Origin of the sequence: Clostridium sp. TF06-15AC (assembly GCF_003481165.1) — a bacterium.
Taxonomy (GTDB): domain Bacteria; phylum Bacillota; class Clostridia; order Lachnospirales; family Lachnospiraceae; genus Otoolea; species Otoolea fessa.
Map to the genome: position 1 here is coordinate 212,010 of NZ_QUKS01000005.1, position 17,504 is coordinate 229,513.

Here is a 17,504-nt window from a genome sequence, read left to right on the forward strand (position 1 = left end):
TAACACTTGATAAAAGTATTAACGAACCGACAGAGAGGTAGATATATGCCATACGTAGAGAGGGTAACAAAAGCGGGAAATACGATAGAGATAGAGAGGTACTTTACCAGCAGATACAAAAAGAAAGGTATTAGCAGAGGGGATAAGGTAAAGCCAACAAAAGAAGAGCAGGAGAAAGTAAACACCAGACAGGCAGAGAGAAAGTTAAGGATACTCATAAATGCGAACTATGGCTATGGGGACTACCATTTAGTGCTTGACTATATCCGCAGGAAAGGAGAGCCAGACAGAACGCCGGAGCAGATGCGGCAGGACATAGACGTATTTTTGAGGGAGTGCAGAAAGGAGTACAGAAAAGCAGGGTTAGAGTTCAAATACATACACGTTATGGAGATAGGCAAGAAAGGTGCGAGGCATCACCACCTTGTAGTAAATAAAATTGACACAGAGATTTTACAGCGCTGCTGGTATAAGGCATACGAGGGGCATAACAGGGTTAAGGTATTCCCACTGGACGACAGCGGCAACTATGCAGAGCTGGCAAGTTATTTAATCAAGTACACAGGAACGCACAAAAAGGGTACTGACGGAGCATTACAGGGAAAGCGCTGGAATTGCAGCAAGAATTTAGTAAGACCAGAGCCAGAGTATCACATAATTTCAGACCGTGAGTATTTCAAGAAAGAGCCAAAGGCAATAAAGGGCTATTACGTGGATAAGAACAGCGTAAGCATGGGAGTACATAGCCCAGAATATTACGGCTATGGGTATTTAAGATACACATTAGTAAAAATAACAGATAGGGGGGGCTGAAATGCAGATAATCAAGGGCATTGCCATTGCAGCAGTGCTGATAATAGCCGGACTACTGGCGCTGATTGTGGCGGCATATCTGGCGTTTAGAATTGCGGCGGCTATTTTTGAGCAGCAGGAGAGCTGGAAAGACAGCGGCAGCAGAAAGGGCAGAAAACATGATAGAAAAAATTAAATACTGGTTATTCCAGAAAGGCAAGGACTGTAAGCGCTGCTGCCTGCGGTGCAGATACTACGATATATGCCGCTGGGACGTACTGGGAAATGCGGGACTACAAAGCGAGGAAACAATAACGCTTTTGGCGATAGAGAACAGCAAGCCGCATAAGGACGGGCTGCTTTTCAGAATTTGCCAGTATGTAGAATTTAAGCAGAGAGCGAGGCGAGAAAATGAGAAACTTTAGACTGGACGACGAAAGCGGGCATCAAGAGGCATTATTTAGCTGGGCTGCATACAGAACAGGGCTTATGCCAGAACTGCAATATATGTATCATGTGCCAAACGGTGGCAAACGTGATAAAGCAACAGCAGCGGTGCTTAAGAGGCAGGGCGTAAAGGCTGGCGTGCCGGATATTATGCTACCAGCTGCAAGGGCTGGGTATCATGGGCTTTACATAGAGCTTAAGGCAGGCGAGAACACGACGACCAAGAAACAGAAAGAGTGGTTAGAGTATCTGCGACAGCAGGGATATTATACCGCCGTCTGCTACGGCTGGCAGCCAGCAGCGCAGCTGATAGAGCAGTATTTATTACATTCAGACGAGCTTACAAAAGAGCAGGAAACAGTAACCATGCGTTAGAGGCGACGCAGGAAAGAGAGGCAAAGAATGAAAACAATAAGCATTTTGAACTTAAAGGGCGGCGTAGCCAAGACCTTTACAGCGGCAAACATGGCGTATGAGCTTTACAGGCGAGGTTATAAGGTGCTGCTGATTGACAACGACAAGCAGGGAAATTTAAGCAAGGCGTACAGCAGATATGATGCAGAGAACGTAGCACCAGTTACAAGGCTGCTGGCTGGGGACTGGGAAAGCGCAGACGAGCTGATACAGCATACAGAGTATGAGGGTATCGACATTGTAACGGCGAATATGTCACTATTTGGGGCTACATGGAATTTAACAAAAGAGGACAGCGAAAACCAGATAGAGAGATACAAAGCGCTGGTAACAGCGAAAGTGCTGGGGTTCGGGTATGCAAAATTTGACTACATAGAAACAGAGCGGGCGTATGATTACTGCATCATTGATAACCCGCCGGATATTGGGCTTAATGTTGTAAATGCGCTGGCAATCACGGACGAGGTAATAGTACCCGTAAAGGTGGACGAGGACGCTTTAGAGGGGCTGGACATTGTGACAGAGCAGATAGAGGACGCAAAGGCGTTTAAGCCAGCATTAAAGCTGGCAGGCGTACTGATTACGTCATACCAGAACACAGACGGAGAGGCAGCAGGCATAGAGTGGCTGGAACAAAAGACAGATTTTAATATTTTGGGTATTATTCGGTATTCCAAGAAAGTAGCAGAAAATACTTTCATGCGTAAGCCGATTTATGAGTATAGCCCATGCTGCGGAGCGGCGCAGGGGTACAAGAAATTTGTAACAGCGTATACAGGGAAAGCGAGGTAGCAAGCGTGGCACATAAAGAGAGATTATGCGTTTACTGGCATTGCCGCAGGACTGGCGGTACGGAGTGCTGGAACTGGGGCGGCAAATTTGCAGGGCAGAAATGCCCGCAAAGCGACGCTTGCGAGCATTGGAGAACGTGCGAAATGTGTAACGGAGTAATGGGACAGTGTAAGAAAAAACAAAGGATTGAGAAAGCGAGGTAGAGAATATGGCAAAGTTTGGCATTAACGACATTCTGAACGCAAAGACGAAAGCAGCAGGGCAGCAGGCACAGACGGACGGATACAAAGAGATTTATTTAAGCCCTTACGAGGTAAAGGCAGCGCAGGAGAATACACACCAGAAATTAGAGAACATAGAAGAGCTGGCAGACAGCTTTTTGCACGTAGGACAGGAACAGCCTACAGTATTGGCAAGAGTAAACGGGGAATACCGTATAATCGACGGACACAGACGTAATGCGGCAAATATTTTGAACTTAGAGCGGGGGCATAAGGAGTATGAGAAAGTGCTTTACCGCTTTATGGATATGAGCGAGGCAATGTATGAGCTGCGCTTATTGGCTGGCAACGGATTTACGCAGGAGCTTACAGCCTATGAAAAAACCAGATTAGTAGAGCGTACCAAAGCGGCGCTTATCAGAGCCAAGGAAGAGGACGGCTTAGAGATACAGGGCAAAATGCGTGATTTAGTGGCGGCTATGATAAATGAGAGCAGCACAAACGTAGCGAGAATGGACGCAATCAACAACAACGCAACGCCGGAGATTAAAGAGCAGCTGAAAGAGGGAAATTTAGGTATCACTGCTGCATACGAGGCAGCCAAGTTGGACGAGGACGAGCAGAAAGAAATAGCGGAAAAAGCAGCAGCGGGCGAAAATGTGAGAGCAAAGGAAATAGCGGAAAAGGTAGCAGAGAAAAAGGCGGGGGACGATTACGAAACACCGCACCCAGAGAGCATAACGTCCTTGTGCTATTCCTGCCAGAAATACAAGGACTGCAACGTAAAAACGGGAACGTGCCAGAAATGCGACCAGTACATAAACAAGGCAGAGGCTGAAAAGACAGACGAACAGCGATACAGCGAAGAGCAGGACGCTATAGACCGCCAGACAAAGAAGAAATTGCAGGAACGGGCAGACGCAGAAAAAATGGAGCATCTGCCAAGTGAGGGAAATATAGAGCATAAGCAGCATGAGATAAAAATAGTGGCATCTGATTACGAGGACGTAGTAAGCGGGAAAAAGAGCTTTGAGCTGCGGAAGAATGACAGAGGCTACAAACAGGGCGACAGCCTTAAAATGCTGGAATTTAAGGACGGTAAGCACACGGGGCGCACGATTGATGCAGATATTATTTATATGCTGGAAGATTACACAGGGCTTACAGAGGGCTACTGTATTCTGGGTATCAGAGTAACAGACTATACGGGTAAGGTGTCCGAAACGGACACGGAAAGCGGGGTAGAGCATGAATAGACGGCAGCGGAAAAAGAAGAAAGCACAGGTATTTACAATTATTCTGGGTTGTACGGCATTTTGCAAGGCAGAGCAATACGAGAAGATGCGGAAAAGCGTAGAATATCAGTTACGAACAGGCAGCGTGGTTATGCTGCCTGCATACTTGCACGTAGAGGCAATTATAAAGCAGCGAGGCGGCAGAAATATTGAGATTAAGCAGGAAAACGGGGTAGTAAATGTTTGAGTATATGGACGGCATAGTAAATGCAGTGGAAGAATTTGGACAGGCAGCAGTAGACATAGCGGTATATATGCTGATATGTGTAGCAAAACTGGCGTTGATAATAACAGCGCCAGTATGGCTGCTGCCGTATAAAATGTGGAGAAAGGGGCGCAAGGAATGAAATACAGACAGTGGAAAAAGAACTACAAGAAAAAGCACGGAGTAAACCCGCCGTTAGAGCTGGACAAGCGAAAACAGCGCAGGCTTGCAAGAAAAATGGCAAGACAGATAAATAAAACATTGCCAACAGCAGCAGAAACATTGACGGCAGCTATTAACAGCTGGGTGCAGAGTATAAAGCCAGCACTGGCGACATTATGTGAGAACGTAGCAGCGGCGCTTAGCAATATGGCAGCGGGATTGAGAGAAGAAAGCGAGGCGGTAGAAAATGACTAATATTTTACTGGGAATTATAGCACTGGAATTGCTGGCTATATTTTCAAAGATGGACAAACTGGAAGAGGGGAACAGAAAGCATGAATAACGTATCACTTACAGGGCGGCTTACAAGAGAACCAGAGCTTAGATACGGCGGGCAGGATAACAGCACAGCTATTACCCGCTTTACGCTTGCGGTAGACGACGGGAAAGACACAGATTTTATAAATATTAAGTGTTTCGGACGTACTGCGGAATGGGCGCAGAAATGGTTAAGCAAAGGCAGCAGGGCAGAGGTTACGGGCAAGATTAAAACAGGCAGCTACGAGAGCCAGCGCACGGGCAGTAAGGTATATTACACAGAGGTTGTGGCAAATAACGTAGGATTTGGAGAGAGCAAAGCAGAGGCAGAGGCGAGAGGGCAGCAGCTGCCGGAGAGTGACGGGTTTATGAACATACCAGAGGGAGCAGACGAAGAGCTACCATTTAATTAACAGAAAGCGAGGTACAGAACATGGAGCAGGAAGAAACAAAGACAACAGCGGCGGCAGGGGTAGAAATGCCGCCAGAGGCTGAAAGCTGGGTACAGCTGCATGAAAGCGAATTAACAGAGCTGATGCAGAAACAGGCAAAGGCTGCAATAACGGAACTAAAACGACAGGAGAAACAGGAGCGGAAGAAAGAAAAATACCACAACACTTTTACGCTTATGAAATGTTACCGTGATATGGCTTTTCATATCGAGAACGCAATAAGCGACGGGCAGCAGTTAGAGCTTAAGGGCATGACGGACGAGCAGCAGCGTACATACTTAGAGAGTATCAGACGCACACGCTTTAAGACATTGATAATGACAGCACATATAGACAAAGCGGTAGAAGAGATAGAGCGCCGCAGAGAGGCAGCAGGAAGAGCCGTAGAGTATAAAGCGTTTGAAATGTATTTCATGCAAGGCATGGACTATGCGGAAATTGCAGAGGAACTGGACACAGGAAAGAACACACCGAGGCGCTGGGTAACAGGTATCATAAACGAGCTGTCAGTATTGTTGTGGGGGATTGATGAAGAGCGCACAGCTGGCGTGGTAAAGTAATGGTAAAAACGTGGTGTTTACATGGGAAAACAAAAGAGATACAATGGTAGCATGAAATGAGTAGGCGATAGCTTAAGCCATGTGCGGCAGCAGTTGCCTACTCTTTTTCTATTCATTCTTTAGCCTCCACCCAGCGCATGAAACTTAGGGCGCTGGGGAATGAAGAAAGAGAGGGGACAGTATGAAAGCATGGGCTAAGAGTTTTTATTTATCAGCGGCATGGGAAAAAACCAGAGCCGCTTATTTAATGTCACAAGATTATATTTGTGAACGCTGCGGGCAGCCCGCAAAGATAGTGCATCATAAGCGCTGGCTTAACAGAGAGAACATAAACGACATAAGCGTTACGTTGTGCTGGGATAACTTAGAGGCGTTGTGCCAAGACTGTCACAACAAGGAACACCACAAACAGGAGAGGCATAAGCGGTATCAGTTCGACGAGAACGGCGGCATACTCCCCCCATATCAGAAAAATAATTAAAGGGGGCGAATACCGAGGGGGATACCCTAAAATTACCCTACGGGCGTGCGCACGGGTGGTGTAGGGGGTGTGGTGCGGCGCAGGAATGGAAAGCGGGGTAAAGGAATGGCAACAAAGAAAGAGAAAACCAAAGAACAGAGGATAAAGACCGAAAAGACCAGACTTAAGGGAATTTTCAAGGACTTAGACGAAAACAAAAGAAAATTAGTAACGCCGCTGATAGAAAAGGCTGCATTTATGAGCGTTGAGCTGGACGACTTGCAGGCGAAACTTGAAAAAGACGGCTGGACGAGCGAGTACCAGAACGGGCAGAACCAGTGGGGAACAAAGAAAAGCCCAGAGGCAGAAACCTACATAGCGCTTAGTAAGAACTATGCAGCAGTGATTAAGCAGCTTACGGAATTAGTACCAGCTGCGAAACGAAAGACAAGCAGGCTGGCGGCTTTGCGGGAAGAGTAAGCAATATTGCCGCCTTATCGAAATTATATCTATGAGTACCACGCAAAGATTACAAGCGGCGAAATCATAGCGGGAAAATGGATAAAGAAAATATACGAAATCATTATAAACGGGCTGCAAAAGCAGGAGTATTTTTTTAATGCAAAGGCTGCGAATAAGGCTATACGGTTCATAGAGAACTTTTGCCACCACAGCAAGGGACGTAATGATTTAATCAAGTTGGAGCTATGGCAGAAAGCCATAGTTTCTGTTATTTTTGGCATACAGGACGCAGAAAAAATACGTATTTTCCGTGAAATTTTTATTGTAATTGGCAGAAAAAACGGAAAAAGTTTATTTGCATCTGCGATTATTGCATATATGGCGTACTTAGAGCCGGAGTATGGACAAGAAATATACTGCTTAGCGCCGAAATTAGACCAAGCGGCGCTGGTGTATGACGGATTTTATCAAATGGTACAGGCAGAGGACGAGTTAGCGGAGCTGGCAAAGAAACGGCGCAGCGATATTTATATTGCGGAGAGCAACACGGTAATAAAACCGATTGCTTTTAATGCCAAGAAGTCAGACGGATTTAACCCGCAGCTTGTGGTATGTGATGAAATGGCAGCATGGAGCGGGGACGCTGGACTAAAGCAGTATGAGGTTATGAAATCCGCTTTAGGCGCACGTACTCAACCTATGATATTGAGCATAAGCACTGCCGGATATATCAACGACAGTATTTATGATGAACTAATGAAACGTAGCACAAGTTTCTTGAAAGGAAACAGCAAAGAGCGCAGGCTATTACCATTCCTTTACATGATTGATGATGTGGAGAAGTGGAACGACATAGACGAACTGAAAAAGGCTAACCCTAACATGGGCGTATCCGTAAAAGAAAGTTTCTTTATGGACGAGATAGCAGTAGCAGAGGGCAGCTTAAGTAAAAAAGCAGAGTTCCTTACAAAGTATTGCAATATCAAGCAGAACAGCTCTATTGCATGGCTGGAATATCAGACAGTAGAGAACGCCGGAGTAGAAAAGACCTTAGAGGACTTTAGGGACTGCTACGCAGTGGGCGGTATTGACTTAAGCCAGACAACGGACTTAACGGCAGCCAGTGTGGTTATTCAGAAAGACGGCACACTGTATGCGTTTACGCAGTTCTTTATGCCACGGGGCAGGCTGGAATACTTACAGGCTACGGACGGCGTGCCGTATGACATATTTGTTAAAAAGGGGCTGATAACCTTAAGCGGCGAGAATTACGTAGACTACCACGACGTTTACGACTGGTTTACTATGTTACTGGAAGATTACGGCATACGACCTTTAAAAATCGGCTACGACAGATACAGCGCCCAGTACCTTATTACCGATATGGCAAATTATGGTTTTCACATGGACGACGTTTACCAAGGCGAAAACCTTACACCAGTTATAAGGGAGTTTGAGGGCATCATAAAAGACGGCGATTTTAAGATAGCCGACAACAATTTACTAAAGACACATTTCTTAAATGTTGCGCTTAAGCACAACATGGAAACAAGAAAATTCAGACCTATAAAAATCGAGCAGCGGGCGCATATCGACGGCTTTGTATCTGTCATAGATGCAATGACCGTGCGGCAGAAATACTGGGAAGAGTGCGGCGAGCTGCTTAAAAATGCCGCATAGAAAGGAGAGTAAACGGCATGAAATTTTTAGATTATCTTTTTCATGGTAAAGAGCTGCGATATATCGACAGCTATTTTAAAATGCTGAACGGATACAGCCCGACGTTTACCAGTTATAACGGCGGCGTATATGAAATGGATTTAACCAGAACGGCAGTAAACAGCTTTGCGACACATTGCAGTAAACTTAAGCCGGAGATTGAGGGCAGCGCCCTTAAGTCACTGGAAAAGACACTACAGCATAAGCCCAACTATTTTATGGACACAACAAAATTTATTAAGCGTCTGGCAACGTATGTAGCGGTGGAACACACCGCTTTTATTATACCTATCGAGGACGAGTACGGGCGGCTTTGTGGCTGGTATCCATTGAGAGCACAACGCTGCGAAGTCGTAGAGGCAGCAGGGCAGGTGTATTTACGGTATCTGTTTGCAAATGGCGAGCATGGAGCTATAGAGTTTGAACGTGTAGGCATTATGACAGACTTTGAATACACAGACGACCTTTTCGGAGAGGACAACAGAACACTTAAGCCAACAATGCAGCTGATACATACGCAAAACGAGGGAATTATAAACGCTGTCAAAAATTCTGCAAATATCCGCTTTCTGGCAAAAGTGGCAAATATGTTGAAACCAGAGGATATAAAGAAAGAGCGACAGCGTTTTACCGAGGATAACTTAAGCGCCGACAACGATAGCGGCATGATAATTTATGATAACAAGTTTAGTGAGCTGAAACAGGTAGAGAGCAAACCATACACGCCAAACGCATTGCAGATGCAGAATATACAGGAAAATGTATGCACGCATTTTGGTACAAACATGGATATTTTACAAAATAAATTTGATGAAAATACGTGGAATGCTTACTACGAGGGGAAAATAGAACCGTTTGCAATACAGCTATCGCTTGTTATGACAAATATGAGTTTTACCGAGAGAGAAAGAGCTTGCGGTAATGCTATTTTCTTTTCAGCAAACCGCCTGCAATATGCCAGCAACGCCACAAAGTTAAGTGTAAGCACACAGCTTTTTGACCGTGCGCTATTGAACAGAAACGGCGTTATGGATATATGGAACATGGCACACGTTGAGGACGGGGAAAAGTATTATATCCGCAAAGAGTATACCGAGGTAAGCGAACTGCAAAACAGTAATGGAAAGCCACAGATAATTATACAGCAAGCGCCCATAGCAACAGGGCAGCAGGCAGAGCCGCAGCAGACACCGCCAGCGGCAGCAGGCGAACCAGCAGGCGGGCTGGGAGAGAAAGAGGGTGTAAATAATGCCGATTAAGAAAGAGCGGGAATATAGGGCGCTGGCAGCGCCATTGACAGCGCAGAGTGCAACGAAATTGATACAGACGGAGTATTACGTAGAGGGTTACGCCACTACGTTTGATACGCCATATTTGCTGTATGAATTTGAGGACGGCACAAAGATTTACGAAAGAATAGACGCACACGCTTTAGACGGTGCAGACATGAGCGACGTTATCATGCAGTACGACCATGAGGGCAGGGTATTTGCCAGACAGTCAAATAAGACACTGATTTTACAGCCGGACTATAAAGGGCTTAAGGTGGCGGCTGATTTAGGCAAGACAGATTTAGCCCGTGGGCTATACCAAGACATAGAGGCGGGCATGATAAATAAAATGTCATGGGCTTTTAGCGTAGCAGAGGAAAGCTACGACAGAGAAACACATACAAGGACGATTTTGAAAATCAAGAAAGTTTATGATGTATCAGCCGTGAGCATTCCAGCAAACGGCGATACTGAAATAAGCGCCCGTGCTTTTGCGAGTAGGAGTTACGAGCAGGAGCGGCAGGAGTTGCTTAAGAGGCGGGCAGCAATACTAAAGATTAGAGCGAGCTTATAAAATCCAAGACCAGAAAGGAAACATAACAATGAGATTAAAAGAAATTGAGGAAAGATTAGCAGCAATTAAAAACGAGCTTACCACAAGAGCAGCGGAGCTGAAAGAGGAAGAAATTACAGCGCTGGAGAATGAGGTAACAGCCTTACAGGAAGAGAGAGCGGCAATTAAGGCAGCAGCAGAAAAGCGTAGCGCACTGCTTGCGAGAATTGCAGCAGGCGAAAGCGTAGGCGACGGAGAGGGAGACGGCAGCGGACAGCAGAGAGTGCTTAGAAATTTCAAGGGAGTAGCTGGCGAGGGCGATAACGACGACAAATACGGCAGCATGGAATACCGCAAAGCATTTATGAAATATGTATGCAGAGGCGAGGCGCTGCCGAAAGAGTACAGAGCAGATGCGGTAAGCAAAAGCACAGACGTAGGCGCAGTTATCCCTACCACAGTGCTTAACCAGATTGTAGAAAAGCTGGAAAGCACAGGTATGATTTTAGCCCTTGTAACCAGAACTGCATACAAGGGCGGCGTTTCTATCCCTGTATCTACTGTAAAGCCTACTGCAACATGGGTAAATGAGGGAGCAGGCAGCGACAAGCAGAAAAAGAATATTGCAAAAGACGGCATGATTACTTTTGCATACCATAAGCTGCGCTGCGCAGTAGCCGTATCTCTGGAAGTAGATACAATGGCAATCAGCGCTTTTGAAACACTGCTTATTAACAATATTGTTGAGGCAATGACAAAAGCGTTAGAGCAGGCAATCATTGACGGAAACGGAACAGGAAAACCGAAAGGAATTTTAGCAGAGACACCAGCCGACGGGCAGACAATCGAGAGCGCCGCACCGTCTTACAGTGATTTGATTAAGGCAGAGGGTGCTTTACCTATGGCTTATGAAAATGGCGCTGTGTGGTGCATGAGTAAAAAGACCTTTATGGAGTATGTAGGCATGACAGATAAGAACGGGCAGCCTATCGCAAAAGTGAACTATGGAACATCTGGAAAGCCGGAGAGAACGCTTTTAGGCAGAACAGTTGTACTTTGCGATTACGTAGCAAGCTACAGCGCAGCACTTGCGAAAGATACAATTTTTGCATTCCTTTTCAATTTCAAGGACTACGTGCTTAATACAAACTACTCTATGGGCGTAAAGAAGTATGAGGACAACGACACAGACGACCAGATTACAAAGGGCATTATGCTTGTAGACGGCAAGGTAGTAGACAAAAACAGCCTTGTAGTTGTAAAGAAAATCGAAGCAGTGTAATTAACAAGGCAGCTGGTGTATAAACACTGGCTGCCAGAAAGCGAGGTAGACCATGAAAGGGTATTTAGACGCTAAAGAACTGGAAAGCTACAAGAAAGAAGATTTGCAGGAACTGGCAAAGCAGCTGGGTGTAGATGCAGAGGGAACAAAGAAAGAAATTGCTACACGCTGCGCAGCGGTTGAGGTAGACATACCGGACGAAAGCGAGCTTACAGAAGAGGATAAAAGAGCAGCGGAAGAGGCGGCAGCAGAGGCAGCAGCGAAAGCCGAAGAGGAAGAGGCAGCCACAGAGCTTGTAAAAGTAAAAGCACAGCGCCGTTTCCTTGACAAGGAATTAAACCAGATTAAGGATACTGGGGACGAATACGCAGTAAGCAGAGAACGTGCAGCAGTTCTGGAAGAGGCAGGCGTAGCAGCAGTAATAGAAGAGTAAGAAAGAGGGTGCAGGCTGTGGCAGCAGATACCACAACATTAACCGAGAAAATGCGGGCGGCGCTGCGTATCAGCAGCACCAGTGAGAAAATCACAGAGGAAATAAACGACTGTATAGCCGCCTGCAAAGCTGATATGAAAAACGACGGCGTAAAAGTGATAAAAGAGACAGACGGGTTGATTATCAGAGCAATTACACTGTATTGCAAGGCAGAGTTTGGTTTTAACAATGCTGCGGAACAATTTAGAAAGTCATACGACGCACTTAAAATGCGCTTATCTTTATCAGCAGAATACAACACAGCGCCGCAAGTGTCCGAAACGGACACCAACAGCACAGAAAGTGGGGTGTAAAGCGGTGGAGTGGCTGGACGAATTAACACTTATTGCAGAAACAACAGCAGAAAACAGGGTAAATAAAAACGGCTTTGCAGTAAAGCCGGAAGAAAGCACCCGCACTGTATTCTGTAACAAAAAATCAGTAGGGTACAGCGAATATTTTAAGAGCCAGCAGACAGGAAAACTGGTAGAGGCAAAGTACGAGGTACACAAGGCAGATTATGGCGGCGAGGACGTAGTAGAAGTAAACGGGCGGCGCTATTTTGTACTTAAGACCTACGATACAGGAACAGACACCATAGAGCTTACGCTTACAGATTTACGCCACAGAAACGAGGTGTAAGCATGGGAGAGTTTAACACAGTCGGGCTGGAAGATATTATAGACGCTTTTAGCCGGAGAGAGGCGGCTACAGTTGAGGCAGTCCCCAAAATGCTTAAAGCTGGTGCTGATGTGCTGATAGAGGCACAGAGAGCAGAGGCACAGGCAATGGGACTGAATGAAACGGGCGGTTTTATCAATTCCATAAAAGCTACGGACGTAAAGGGCGACGATACGGAGAAATACGTAGAGATATACCCACAGGGACGGGCAAAGCATGGAAACGACAGAAAAGGAGATAAAAGCAAGGTGCGCTATGCAACAATCGGCTTTGTGGCAGAGTACGGCACAAGTAGCCACGCTGCACGCCCTTATATGACAGTGGCAAACGAAAAGGCGCACGAAAAGGTAGTAGAGGCACAGCGCAGTATATGGGAGAGTGAAACAGGCGAATGAGTATACAGGAGATTTTAGAAAGCGCAGGGTTGCCAGCCCAGAGAGGCGTTTACACTGGACGGGATAAGCCAGACGCATATTATACGTTTCTGCGGCTGCTGTGTACGCCTGCGGTAAATGCAGACGACGAAGAGAAAGAGCGCAGGGAAATGTATAGAGTTACGCTTTTCCATAAGGGCGATTTTGAGGCGCAGCTTGATAAGACAAAAGAGGTATTGAAAGCAGCAGGCGTTTATATCAACAGCATAGACGCAGAAAGCTACGAAACAGAAACGGGGTACTGGTTAGTGCCTATCACAGTCGAGATTTTGAAAGAGGAGTGATTAAACAATGACACTGGGACTGAAAGATTTATATTACGCCGTATGCACAGAGGCAGACGGAGCAGAGAGCTACGGGACACCTAAGAAAATGGCAGAGGCAATGAGCGCCGATTTATCCGTAAAGACAGCAGACGGCAGCTTGTATGCAGACGACACATTAAGCGAGAGCGTCACGGAGTTTGCAAGCGGAACGCTTAAGCTGGGAATTAAAGACCTTACGCCGGAAGTGCTGGCAGAGCTGCTGGGACAGGCAGTAGATAAGAACAGCGTAGTATGGGCGGGAAAAGAGGACGAGCCGCCGTATGTTGCTGTAGGGTTCAGAGCTAAGAAAACGGGTGGTAAATACCGTTACGTATGGCTGCTTAAAGCAAAATTTAAAGTACCGTCTGAAAAGTACGAAACAAAGGGCGAGAGTATCAAATTTAACACGCCGGACATTGAGGCATCTTTTACAACAAGAAAGAAAGATAACTTGTGGAAAGCAGACTTTGTGGGAACAGAGGAAAGCGCAGCGGCTAAAACGTGGTTTACAGCAGTGCCGGAAAAGGCAGCAGCAATGGAAAGTGTATAAAACAGGAAAGGAGAGAGGCGTAGCATGGGCTGCGCCTTAATTTTATATCATGGGAGCATTAAAGAGCGGGGCTTTTCCCGTAGAGCTGAACGGCAAAGAATATGGTTTACTTTTTTCGCTGAACGCATTAGACGAAGTACAGGAAAAGTTTGGGGGCTACGACAAATTAAGCGAGGTATTCAATAAAGATAACCCAAACCTTTTTAAAGATACAAGGTGGTTACTTACGCTGCTTATTAACGAGGCACTTTTAGCAGAGGACGAAAACGCCCAGCTGCTTGAAGAGAAGAGGGTAGGCAGACTGATACACGCAGGAAATTTGCAGGAAGTACAGAACGCTATTTTTAAATCGTTCTACAGAGGAACTGCGGGAGACAACAGCGACACAGAGAACGAAAACGACGGAGAAGAAACAACAGAAGAGGGAAACAGGGCAGCCGTGCAGGAAAATTAGATACTGCACGGCTTTTGTATATTGCAGTAGTGCTTTTGAGATACAGGGAACGTGAGGCGTGGAGAAAAACACCATACCAGATAACGACACTGTTTAAATATCACAAGGAATATAACCCGCACATTTTCCGACAGAAACAGGCGGGGACACCAGCAGCCACAGAAAACATGGACGATATAGACATAGCGTTAGGGGGCTTTTAATTATGGCAGATAAGACGCAGAACGTCAAAACAAGGTTAAGTTTTGACGGAGAGGCAGAGTATAAAGCAGCCTGCAAGGAAATTAACAGCACCCTTAAAGTGCTTAATTCTGAAATGAAACTTGTAACGGCTGAATATAAGGACAATGCAAGCAGCGTAGATGCGCTGAAAGCAAAGCAGACGGTACTACAGAAAACATACGACGAGCAGGCAAAAAAGGTAAAAGAAACCGAGGCGGCATTAGAAAAATGTCGCAAGGCAACAGGAGACAATAGCGAAGAAAGTAAAAAACTTGAAACCCAGTTAAATTACCAGAAAGCAGCGCTTGTAAAGACAGAGCAGGAATTAGGCAAAACGACTGACGAAATGGAAAAAGCAGAAAAAGCCGCTGACGAAATGGGAAAGGAAATAAAAGACAGCGGGGAACAGGCAGACGACGCAAAGGGGAAATTTTCTGGATTTACAAGCGTGCTAAGTGGAATGGGTACAGCGCTTAAAGCAGCAGCAGCGGCGACGGCGGCAGCAGTTGCGGGAGCGGCAACAGCCATAGGAGCGCTTACCACAAAAGCGATAGAGGGATACGCAGCACAGGAACAGCTTGTAGGCGGTGTAGAAACTCTTTTCAAAACGTCGTCTGATACGGTTGTTGGTTATGCAAACGACGCATATAAAACAGCCGGAATGTCTGCAAATGAGTACATGGAAACAGTTACCAGCTTTTCAGCGTCGCTGCTTGCCAGTATGAATAATGACACGGCAGCGGCAGCAGAAAAGGCAAACGTGGCAATTACGGATATGTCAGACAATGCAAATAAAATGGGTACTGATATATCGCTTATACAGAACGCCTATAACGGTTTTGCAAAGCAGAATTATACCATGCTGGATAACTTAAAACTGGGATATGGCGGTACAAAAGAGGAAATGCAGCGACTGCTTGATGATGCAAGCAAGCTATCCGGCATTAAGTATGATATTTCATCATATTCAGACGTTGTAGACGCTATTCACGTCGTACAGACGGAAATGGGCATAACAGGGACAACGGCAAAAGAGGCAAGTACAACAATAGAGGGTTCGGTTAGTTCTATGAGTTCAGCGTGGGACAACTGGGTAGCTGGAATGGCAGACAGCGAGGCGAATTTCTCACAGCTTACAAGCAATCTGGTAGACAGTATTGTAACAGTGGTAGGGAATATAGCACCGAGGGTAATAGAAACAGTGCCGAGGCTGGTAAGCGGACTGGGAGAAATCGTAGAGCAGCTTGCAACGTATATACCACAGGTTATACAGGAGTTATTACCGCCTTTAATGAGCGGCGTACAGGACTTGCTTAATACGCTGGTTGGAATGCTGCCGGAAATGATAAGCATAATCGGGCAGATTATACCGACAATCATAGATACGCTGCTTACTATATTACCGCAGCTTTTAGAGGCAGGCGTACAGATTATTACGGAATTGGCGCAAGGTATCGCACAAGCGTTACCTACATTGCTGCCAACAATCGTAACGGTGGTTACGAACATTGTAACCATGCTGATAGAAAATATACCGTTGCTGATTACAGCAGCATTACAGCTGCTTACGGGACTGGCACAGGGGCTTGTAGCAGCGCTGCCCGTACTGATTGAGGCACTGCCGGAAATCATAACGGCTATCATAAATGCACTGGTTGAGGGCATACCGCTTATTATCGAAAGTGCGGGCGATATTATAGTTGCATTGATTGACGGCATCATAGATGCAGTACCGCTTTTAATCGCAGCCATACCGCAGATTATAGCAGCCATTGTAACAGGACTGATTACGGGGCTGCCTAAGATTTTGACGGCGGCGGGCAAGCTGGTAACGACAATCATAAATAAAATAAAAGAGCTACCTACTCTGATACCGCAGGCAATCGCTGCGGGCGTTGAGAAAATAGCAGAGTGGGGCGCAAATATGCAGGAAAAAGGCGGCACAGTTATAACAGATTTTGTAACGAAAGTTATAGATATTGTTAAGGAGCTGCCGCAGAAAATCTGGAACAGTATAGTAAGCGCAGTAACCAGAGTGGCTACGTGGGGCGCAAATATGCAGACCAAAGCCAAAGAAGTAATGAACACAATGCTTACGAACATTGTAACGATTGTGAAAGAAACGCCTGCTAAAATCTGGAACAGTATAGTAGGGGCAGTAACCAGAGTGGCTACGTGGGGTAACAATATGCTTACGAAAGCCAAAGAGGTAATGAATGCCATGGTAACAGGCGTTATTACGATTGTTAAGGAACTGCCGCAGAAAATCTGGAACAGCATAGTAGGGGCAGTTACCAAAGTGGCTACGTGGGGCAACAATATGCTTACGAAAGCCAAAGAGGTAATGAATGCCATGGTAACGGGCATTGTTACGATTGTTAAGGAAATACCGCAAAAGATTTATAACAGCATTTCTGGTGCAATTTCCAAAGTGGCTACATGGGGTACAGAAGTAAAGAACAAAGCCGTAGAGGGCATGAAAAATGTAATTACTGGAATAACAGACGTATTTAAGGATATTGGCAGTACGTTTGCAGGGTTCGGTAAAAACATGGTAGAGGGCATCTGGAACGGCATAAGCGGCGCTACGAGGTGGATAAAAGACAAAATAAGCGACTGGGTAGGAGATGTTACCGATTTCCTTAAAGATTTATTCGGAATTGCCAGCCCGTCTAAGCTGATGCGTGACGAAATCGGCGTATATCTGGCGCAGGGTATCGGCGTTGGCTTTTCTAATGAAATCGGCGGTGTTAAGAAAATGATTGAGGACAGCGTACCGCAGGAATTTGACGTAGACGCAAAGGTAAATGTAGGCAATGAATTTAAGTATGATAACGACGACAAAAAGCCAAAGCCGAGAGGCGGCAGTGCAGCAGGCGGCGTAGTTGTCAATCAGTATATTTATGCGAATACCACGGACTATGCAAAACAGCAGAAAGAGGCAGCCCGACAGTTCAGAATGATAGCAAGGACGGTGTAAC

24 protein-coding genes are annotated in these 17,504 nt (G+C 45.9%); all 24 read left to right on the plus strand.

From position 1 onward, the window contains the following. Nucleotides 1–45: 45 nt before the first annotated feature. The 24 genes from DXC57_RS11545 (at nt 46) to DXC57_RS11665 (ending at nt 17,503) form a co-directional block, all read left to right on the plus strand. The gene (locus DXC57_RS11545) at nt 46–813 is read left to right on the plus strand and encodes a hypothetical protein (protein WP_022279754.1); all 768 of its coding nucleotides are present in this window, start codon (nt 46–48) and stop codon (nt 811–813) included. 1 nt (nt 814) lies between these two features. After that, nucleotides 815–988: a hypothetical protein gene (locus DXC57_RS11550; protein ID WP_003023394.1), complete on the plus strand. Its 174-nt coding sequence runs from the start codon at nt 815–817 to the stop codon at nt 986–988. Nucleotides 989–1,203: 215 nt separating this feature from the next. Continuing rightward, complete coding sequence (locus DXC57_RS11560) at nt 1,204–1,614, plus strand: VRR-NUC domain-containing protein (RefSeq protein WP_055214531.1); 411 nt, start codon at nt 1,204–1,206, stop codon at nt 1,612–1,614. A 27-nt stretch (nt 1,615–1,641) separates the two neighbouring features. Continuing rightward, nucleotides 1,642–2,445: a ParA family protein gene (locus DXC57_RS11565; protein ID WP_118652712.1), complete on the plus strand. Its 804-nt coding sequence runs from the start codon at nt 1,642–1,644 to the stop codon at nt 2,443–2,445. Nucleotides 2,446–2,653: 208 nt separating this feature from the next. After that, nucleotides 2,654–3,922 (plus strand): DUF3850 domain-containing protein, encoded by a 1,269-nt coding sequence (locus tag DXC57_RS11570; RefSeq protein WP_118652714.1) that lies wholly within the window; start codon nt 2,654–2,656, stop codon nt 3,920–3,922. Beyond that, on the plus strand, nt 3,915–4,148 hold the full coding sequence (locus DXC57_RS11575; protein WP_002591257.1) for a hypothetical protein: 234 nt from the start codon (nt 3,915–3,917) through the stop codon (nt 4,146–4,148). Before DXC57_RS11570 ends, DXC57_RS11575 begins: the two co-directional genes overlap by 8 nt. Further along, nucleotides 4,141–4,308 carry a hypothetical protein gene (locus DXC57_RS15535; protein ID WP_002591258.1) on the plus strand — a complete coding sequence of 56 codons (168 nt, stop codon included), beginning with the start codon at nt 4,141–4,143 and terminating at the stop codon, nt 4,306–4,308. The genes DXC57_RS11575 and DXC57_RS15535 overlap by 8 nt, the downstream gene beginning before the upstream one ends. Beyond that, complete coding sequence (locus DXC57_RS11580; protein WP_118652716.1) at nt 4,305–4,583, plus strand: DNA-binding protein; 279 nt, start codon at nt 4,305–4,307, stop codon at nt 4,581–4,583. Before DXC57_RS15535 ends, DXC57_RS11580 begins: the two co-directional genes overlap by 4 nt. An 80-nt stretch (nt 4,584–4,663) precedes the next feature. Next, nucleotides 4,664–5,059, plus strand: a complete 396-nt coding sequence (locus tag DXC57_RS11585) for a single-stranded DNA-binding protein (RefSeq protein WP_118652718.1) — start codon at nt 4,664–4,666, stop codon at nt 5,057–5,059. Nucleotides 5,060–5,079: 20 nt separating this feature from the next. Continuing rightward, nucleotides 5,080–5,658 carry a hypothetical protein gene (locus tag DXC57_RS11590; protein WP_118652720.1) on the plus strand — a complete coding sequence of 193 codons (579 nt, stop codon included), beginning with the start codon at nt 5,080–5,082 and terminating at the stop codon, nt 5,656–5,658. A 181-nt stretch (nt 5,659–5,839) separates the two neighbouring features. Then, nucleotides 5,840–6,139 carry an HNH endonuclease signature motif containing protein gene (locus tag DXC57_RS11595; protein WP_055056147.1) on the plus strand — a complete coding sequence of 100 codons (300 nt, stop codon included), beginning with the start codon at nt 5,840–5,842 and terminating at the stop codon, nt 6,137–6,139. 105 nt (nt 6,140–6,244) lie between these two features. Further along, nucleotides 6,245–6,598 carry a hypothetical protein gene (locus DXC57_RS11600; RefSeq protein WP_154253358.1) on the plus strand — a complete coding sequence of 118 codons (354 nt, stop codon included), beginning with the start codon at nt 6,245–6,247 and terminating at the stop codon, nt 6,596–6,598. Nucleotides 6,599–6,817: 219 nt separating this feature from the next. Beyond that, nucleotides 6,818–8,260, plus strand: a complete 1,443-nt coding sequence (locus DXC57_RS11605) for a terminase large subunit (RefSeq protein WP_243032069.1) — start codon at nt 6,818–6,820, stop codon at nt 8,258–8,260. Nucleotides 8,261–8,277: 17 nt separating this feature from the next. Continuing rightward, complete coding sequence (locus DXC57_RS11610) at nt 8,278–9,558, plus strand: phage portal protein (RefSeq protein ID WP_009297815.1); 1,281 nt, start codon at nt 8,278–8,280, stop codon at nt 9,556–9,558. Beyond that, nucleotides 9,548–10,144, plus strand: coding sequence for an HK97 family phage prohead protease (locus tag DXC57_RS11615; protein WP_009297816.1), 597 nt, complete (start codon nt 9,548–9,550; stop codon nt 10,142–10,144). Before DXC57_RS11610 ends, DXC57_RS11615 begins: the two co-directional genes overlap by 11 nt. A gap of 28 nt (nt 10,145–10,172) precedes the next feature. Then, the gene (locus tag DXC57_RS11620; protein WP_118652722.1) at nt 10,173–11,405 is read left to right on the plus strand and encodes a phage major capsid protein; all 1,233 of its coding nucleotides are present in this window, start codon (nt 10,173–10,175) and stop codon (nt 11,403–11,405) included. A gap of 52 nt (nt 11,406–11,457) precedes the next feature. Beyond that, the gene (locus DXC57_RS11625) at nt 11,458–11,838 is read left to right on the plus strand and encodes a hypothetical protein (RefSeq protein WP_021904695.1); all 381 of its coding nucleotides are present in this window, start codon (nt 11,458–11,460) and stop codon (nt 11,836–11,838) included. Nucleotides 11,839–11,855: 17 nt separating this feature from the next. Next, nucleotides 11,856–12,191 (plus strand): DNA-packaging protein, encoded by a 336-nt coding sequence (locus DXC57_RS11630; protein WP_118652724.1) that lies wholly within the window; start codon nt 11,856–11,858, stop codon nt 12,189–12,191. Beyond that, the gene (locus DXC57_RS11635; protein ID WP_227129905.1) at nt 12,181–12,519 is read left to right on the plus strand and encodes a hypothetical protein; all 339 of its coding nucleotides are present in this window, start codon (nt 12,181–12,183) and stop codon (nt 12,517–12,519) included. The genes DXC57_RS11630 and DXC57_RS11635 overlap by 11 nt, the downstream gene beginning before the upstream one ends. Before the next feature lie 2 nt (nt 12,520–12,521). Further along, nucleotides 12,522–12,953 (plus strand): hypothetical protein, encoded by a 432-nt coding sequence (locus DXC57_RS11640; protein ID WP_002591273.1) that lies wholly within the window; start codon nt 12,522–12,524, stop codon nt 12,951–12,953. Continuing rightward, nucleotides 12,950–13,276: a hypothetical protein gene (locus tag DXC57_RS11645; protein ID WP_118652726.1), complete on the plus strand. Its 327-nt coding sequence runs from the start codon at nt 12,950–12,952 to the stop codon at nt 13,274–13,276. The genes DXC57_RS11640 and DXC57_RS11645 overlap by 4 nt, the downstream gene beginning before the upstream one ends. 7 nt (nt 13,277–13,283) lie before the next feature. After that, nucleotides 13,284–13,847, plus strand: a complete 564-nt coding sequence (locus DXC57_RS11650; protein WP_002591275.1) for a major tail protein — start codon at nt 13,284–13,286, stop codon at nt 13,845–13,847. A gap of 49 nt (nt 13,848–13,896) precedes the next feature. After that, nucleotides 13,897–14,301 carry a hypothetical protein gene (locus DXC57_RS11655; RefSeq protein WP_009297822.1) on the plus strand — a complete coding sequence of 135 codons (405 nt, stop codon included), beginning with the start codon at nt 13,897–13,899 and terminating at the stop codon, nt 14,299–14,301. A 205-nt stretch (nt 14,302–14,506) separates the two neighbouring features. Beyond that, complete coding sequence (locus DXC57_RS11665) at nt 14,507–17,503, plus strand: PblA (RefSeq protein ID WP_118652728.1); 2,997 nt, start codon at nt 14,507–14,509, stop codon at nt 17,501–17,503. Nucleotide 17,504: the final 1 nt, after the last annotated feature.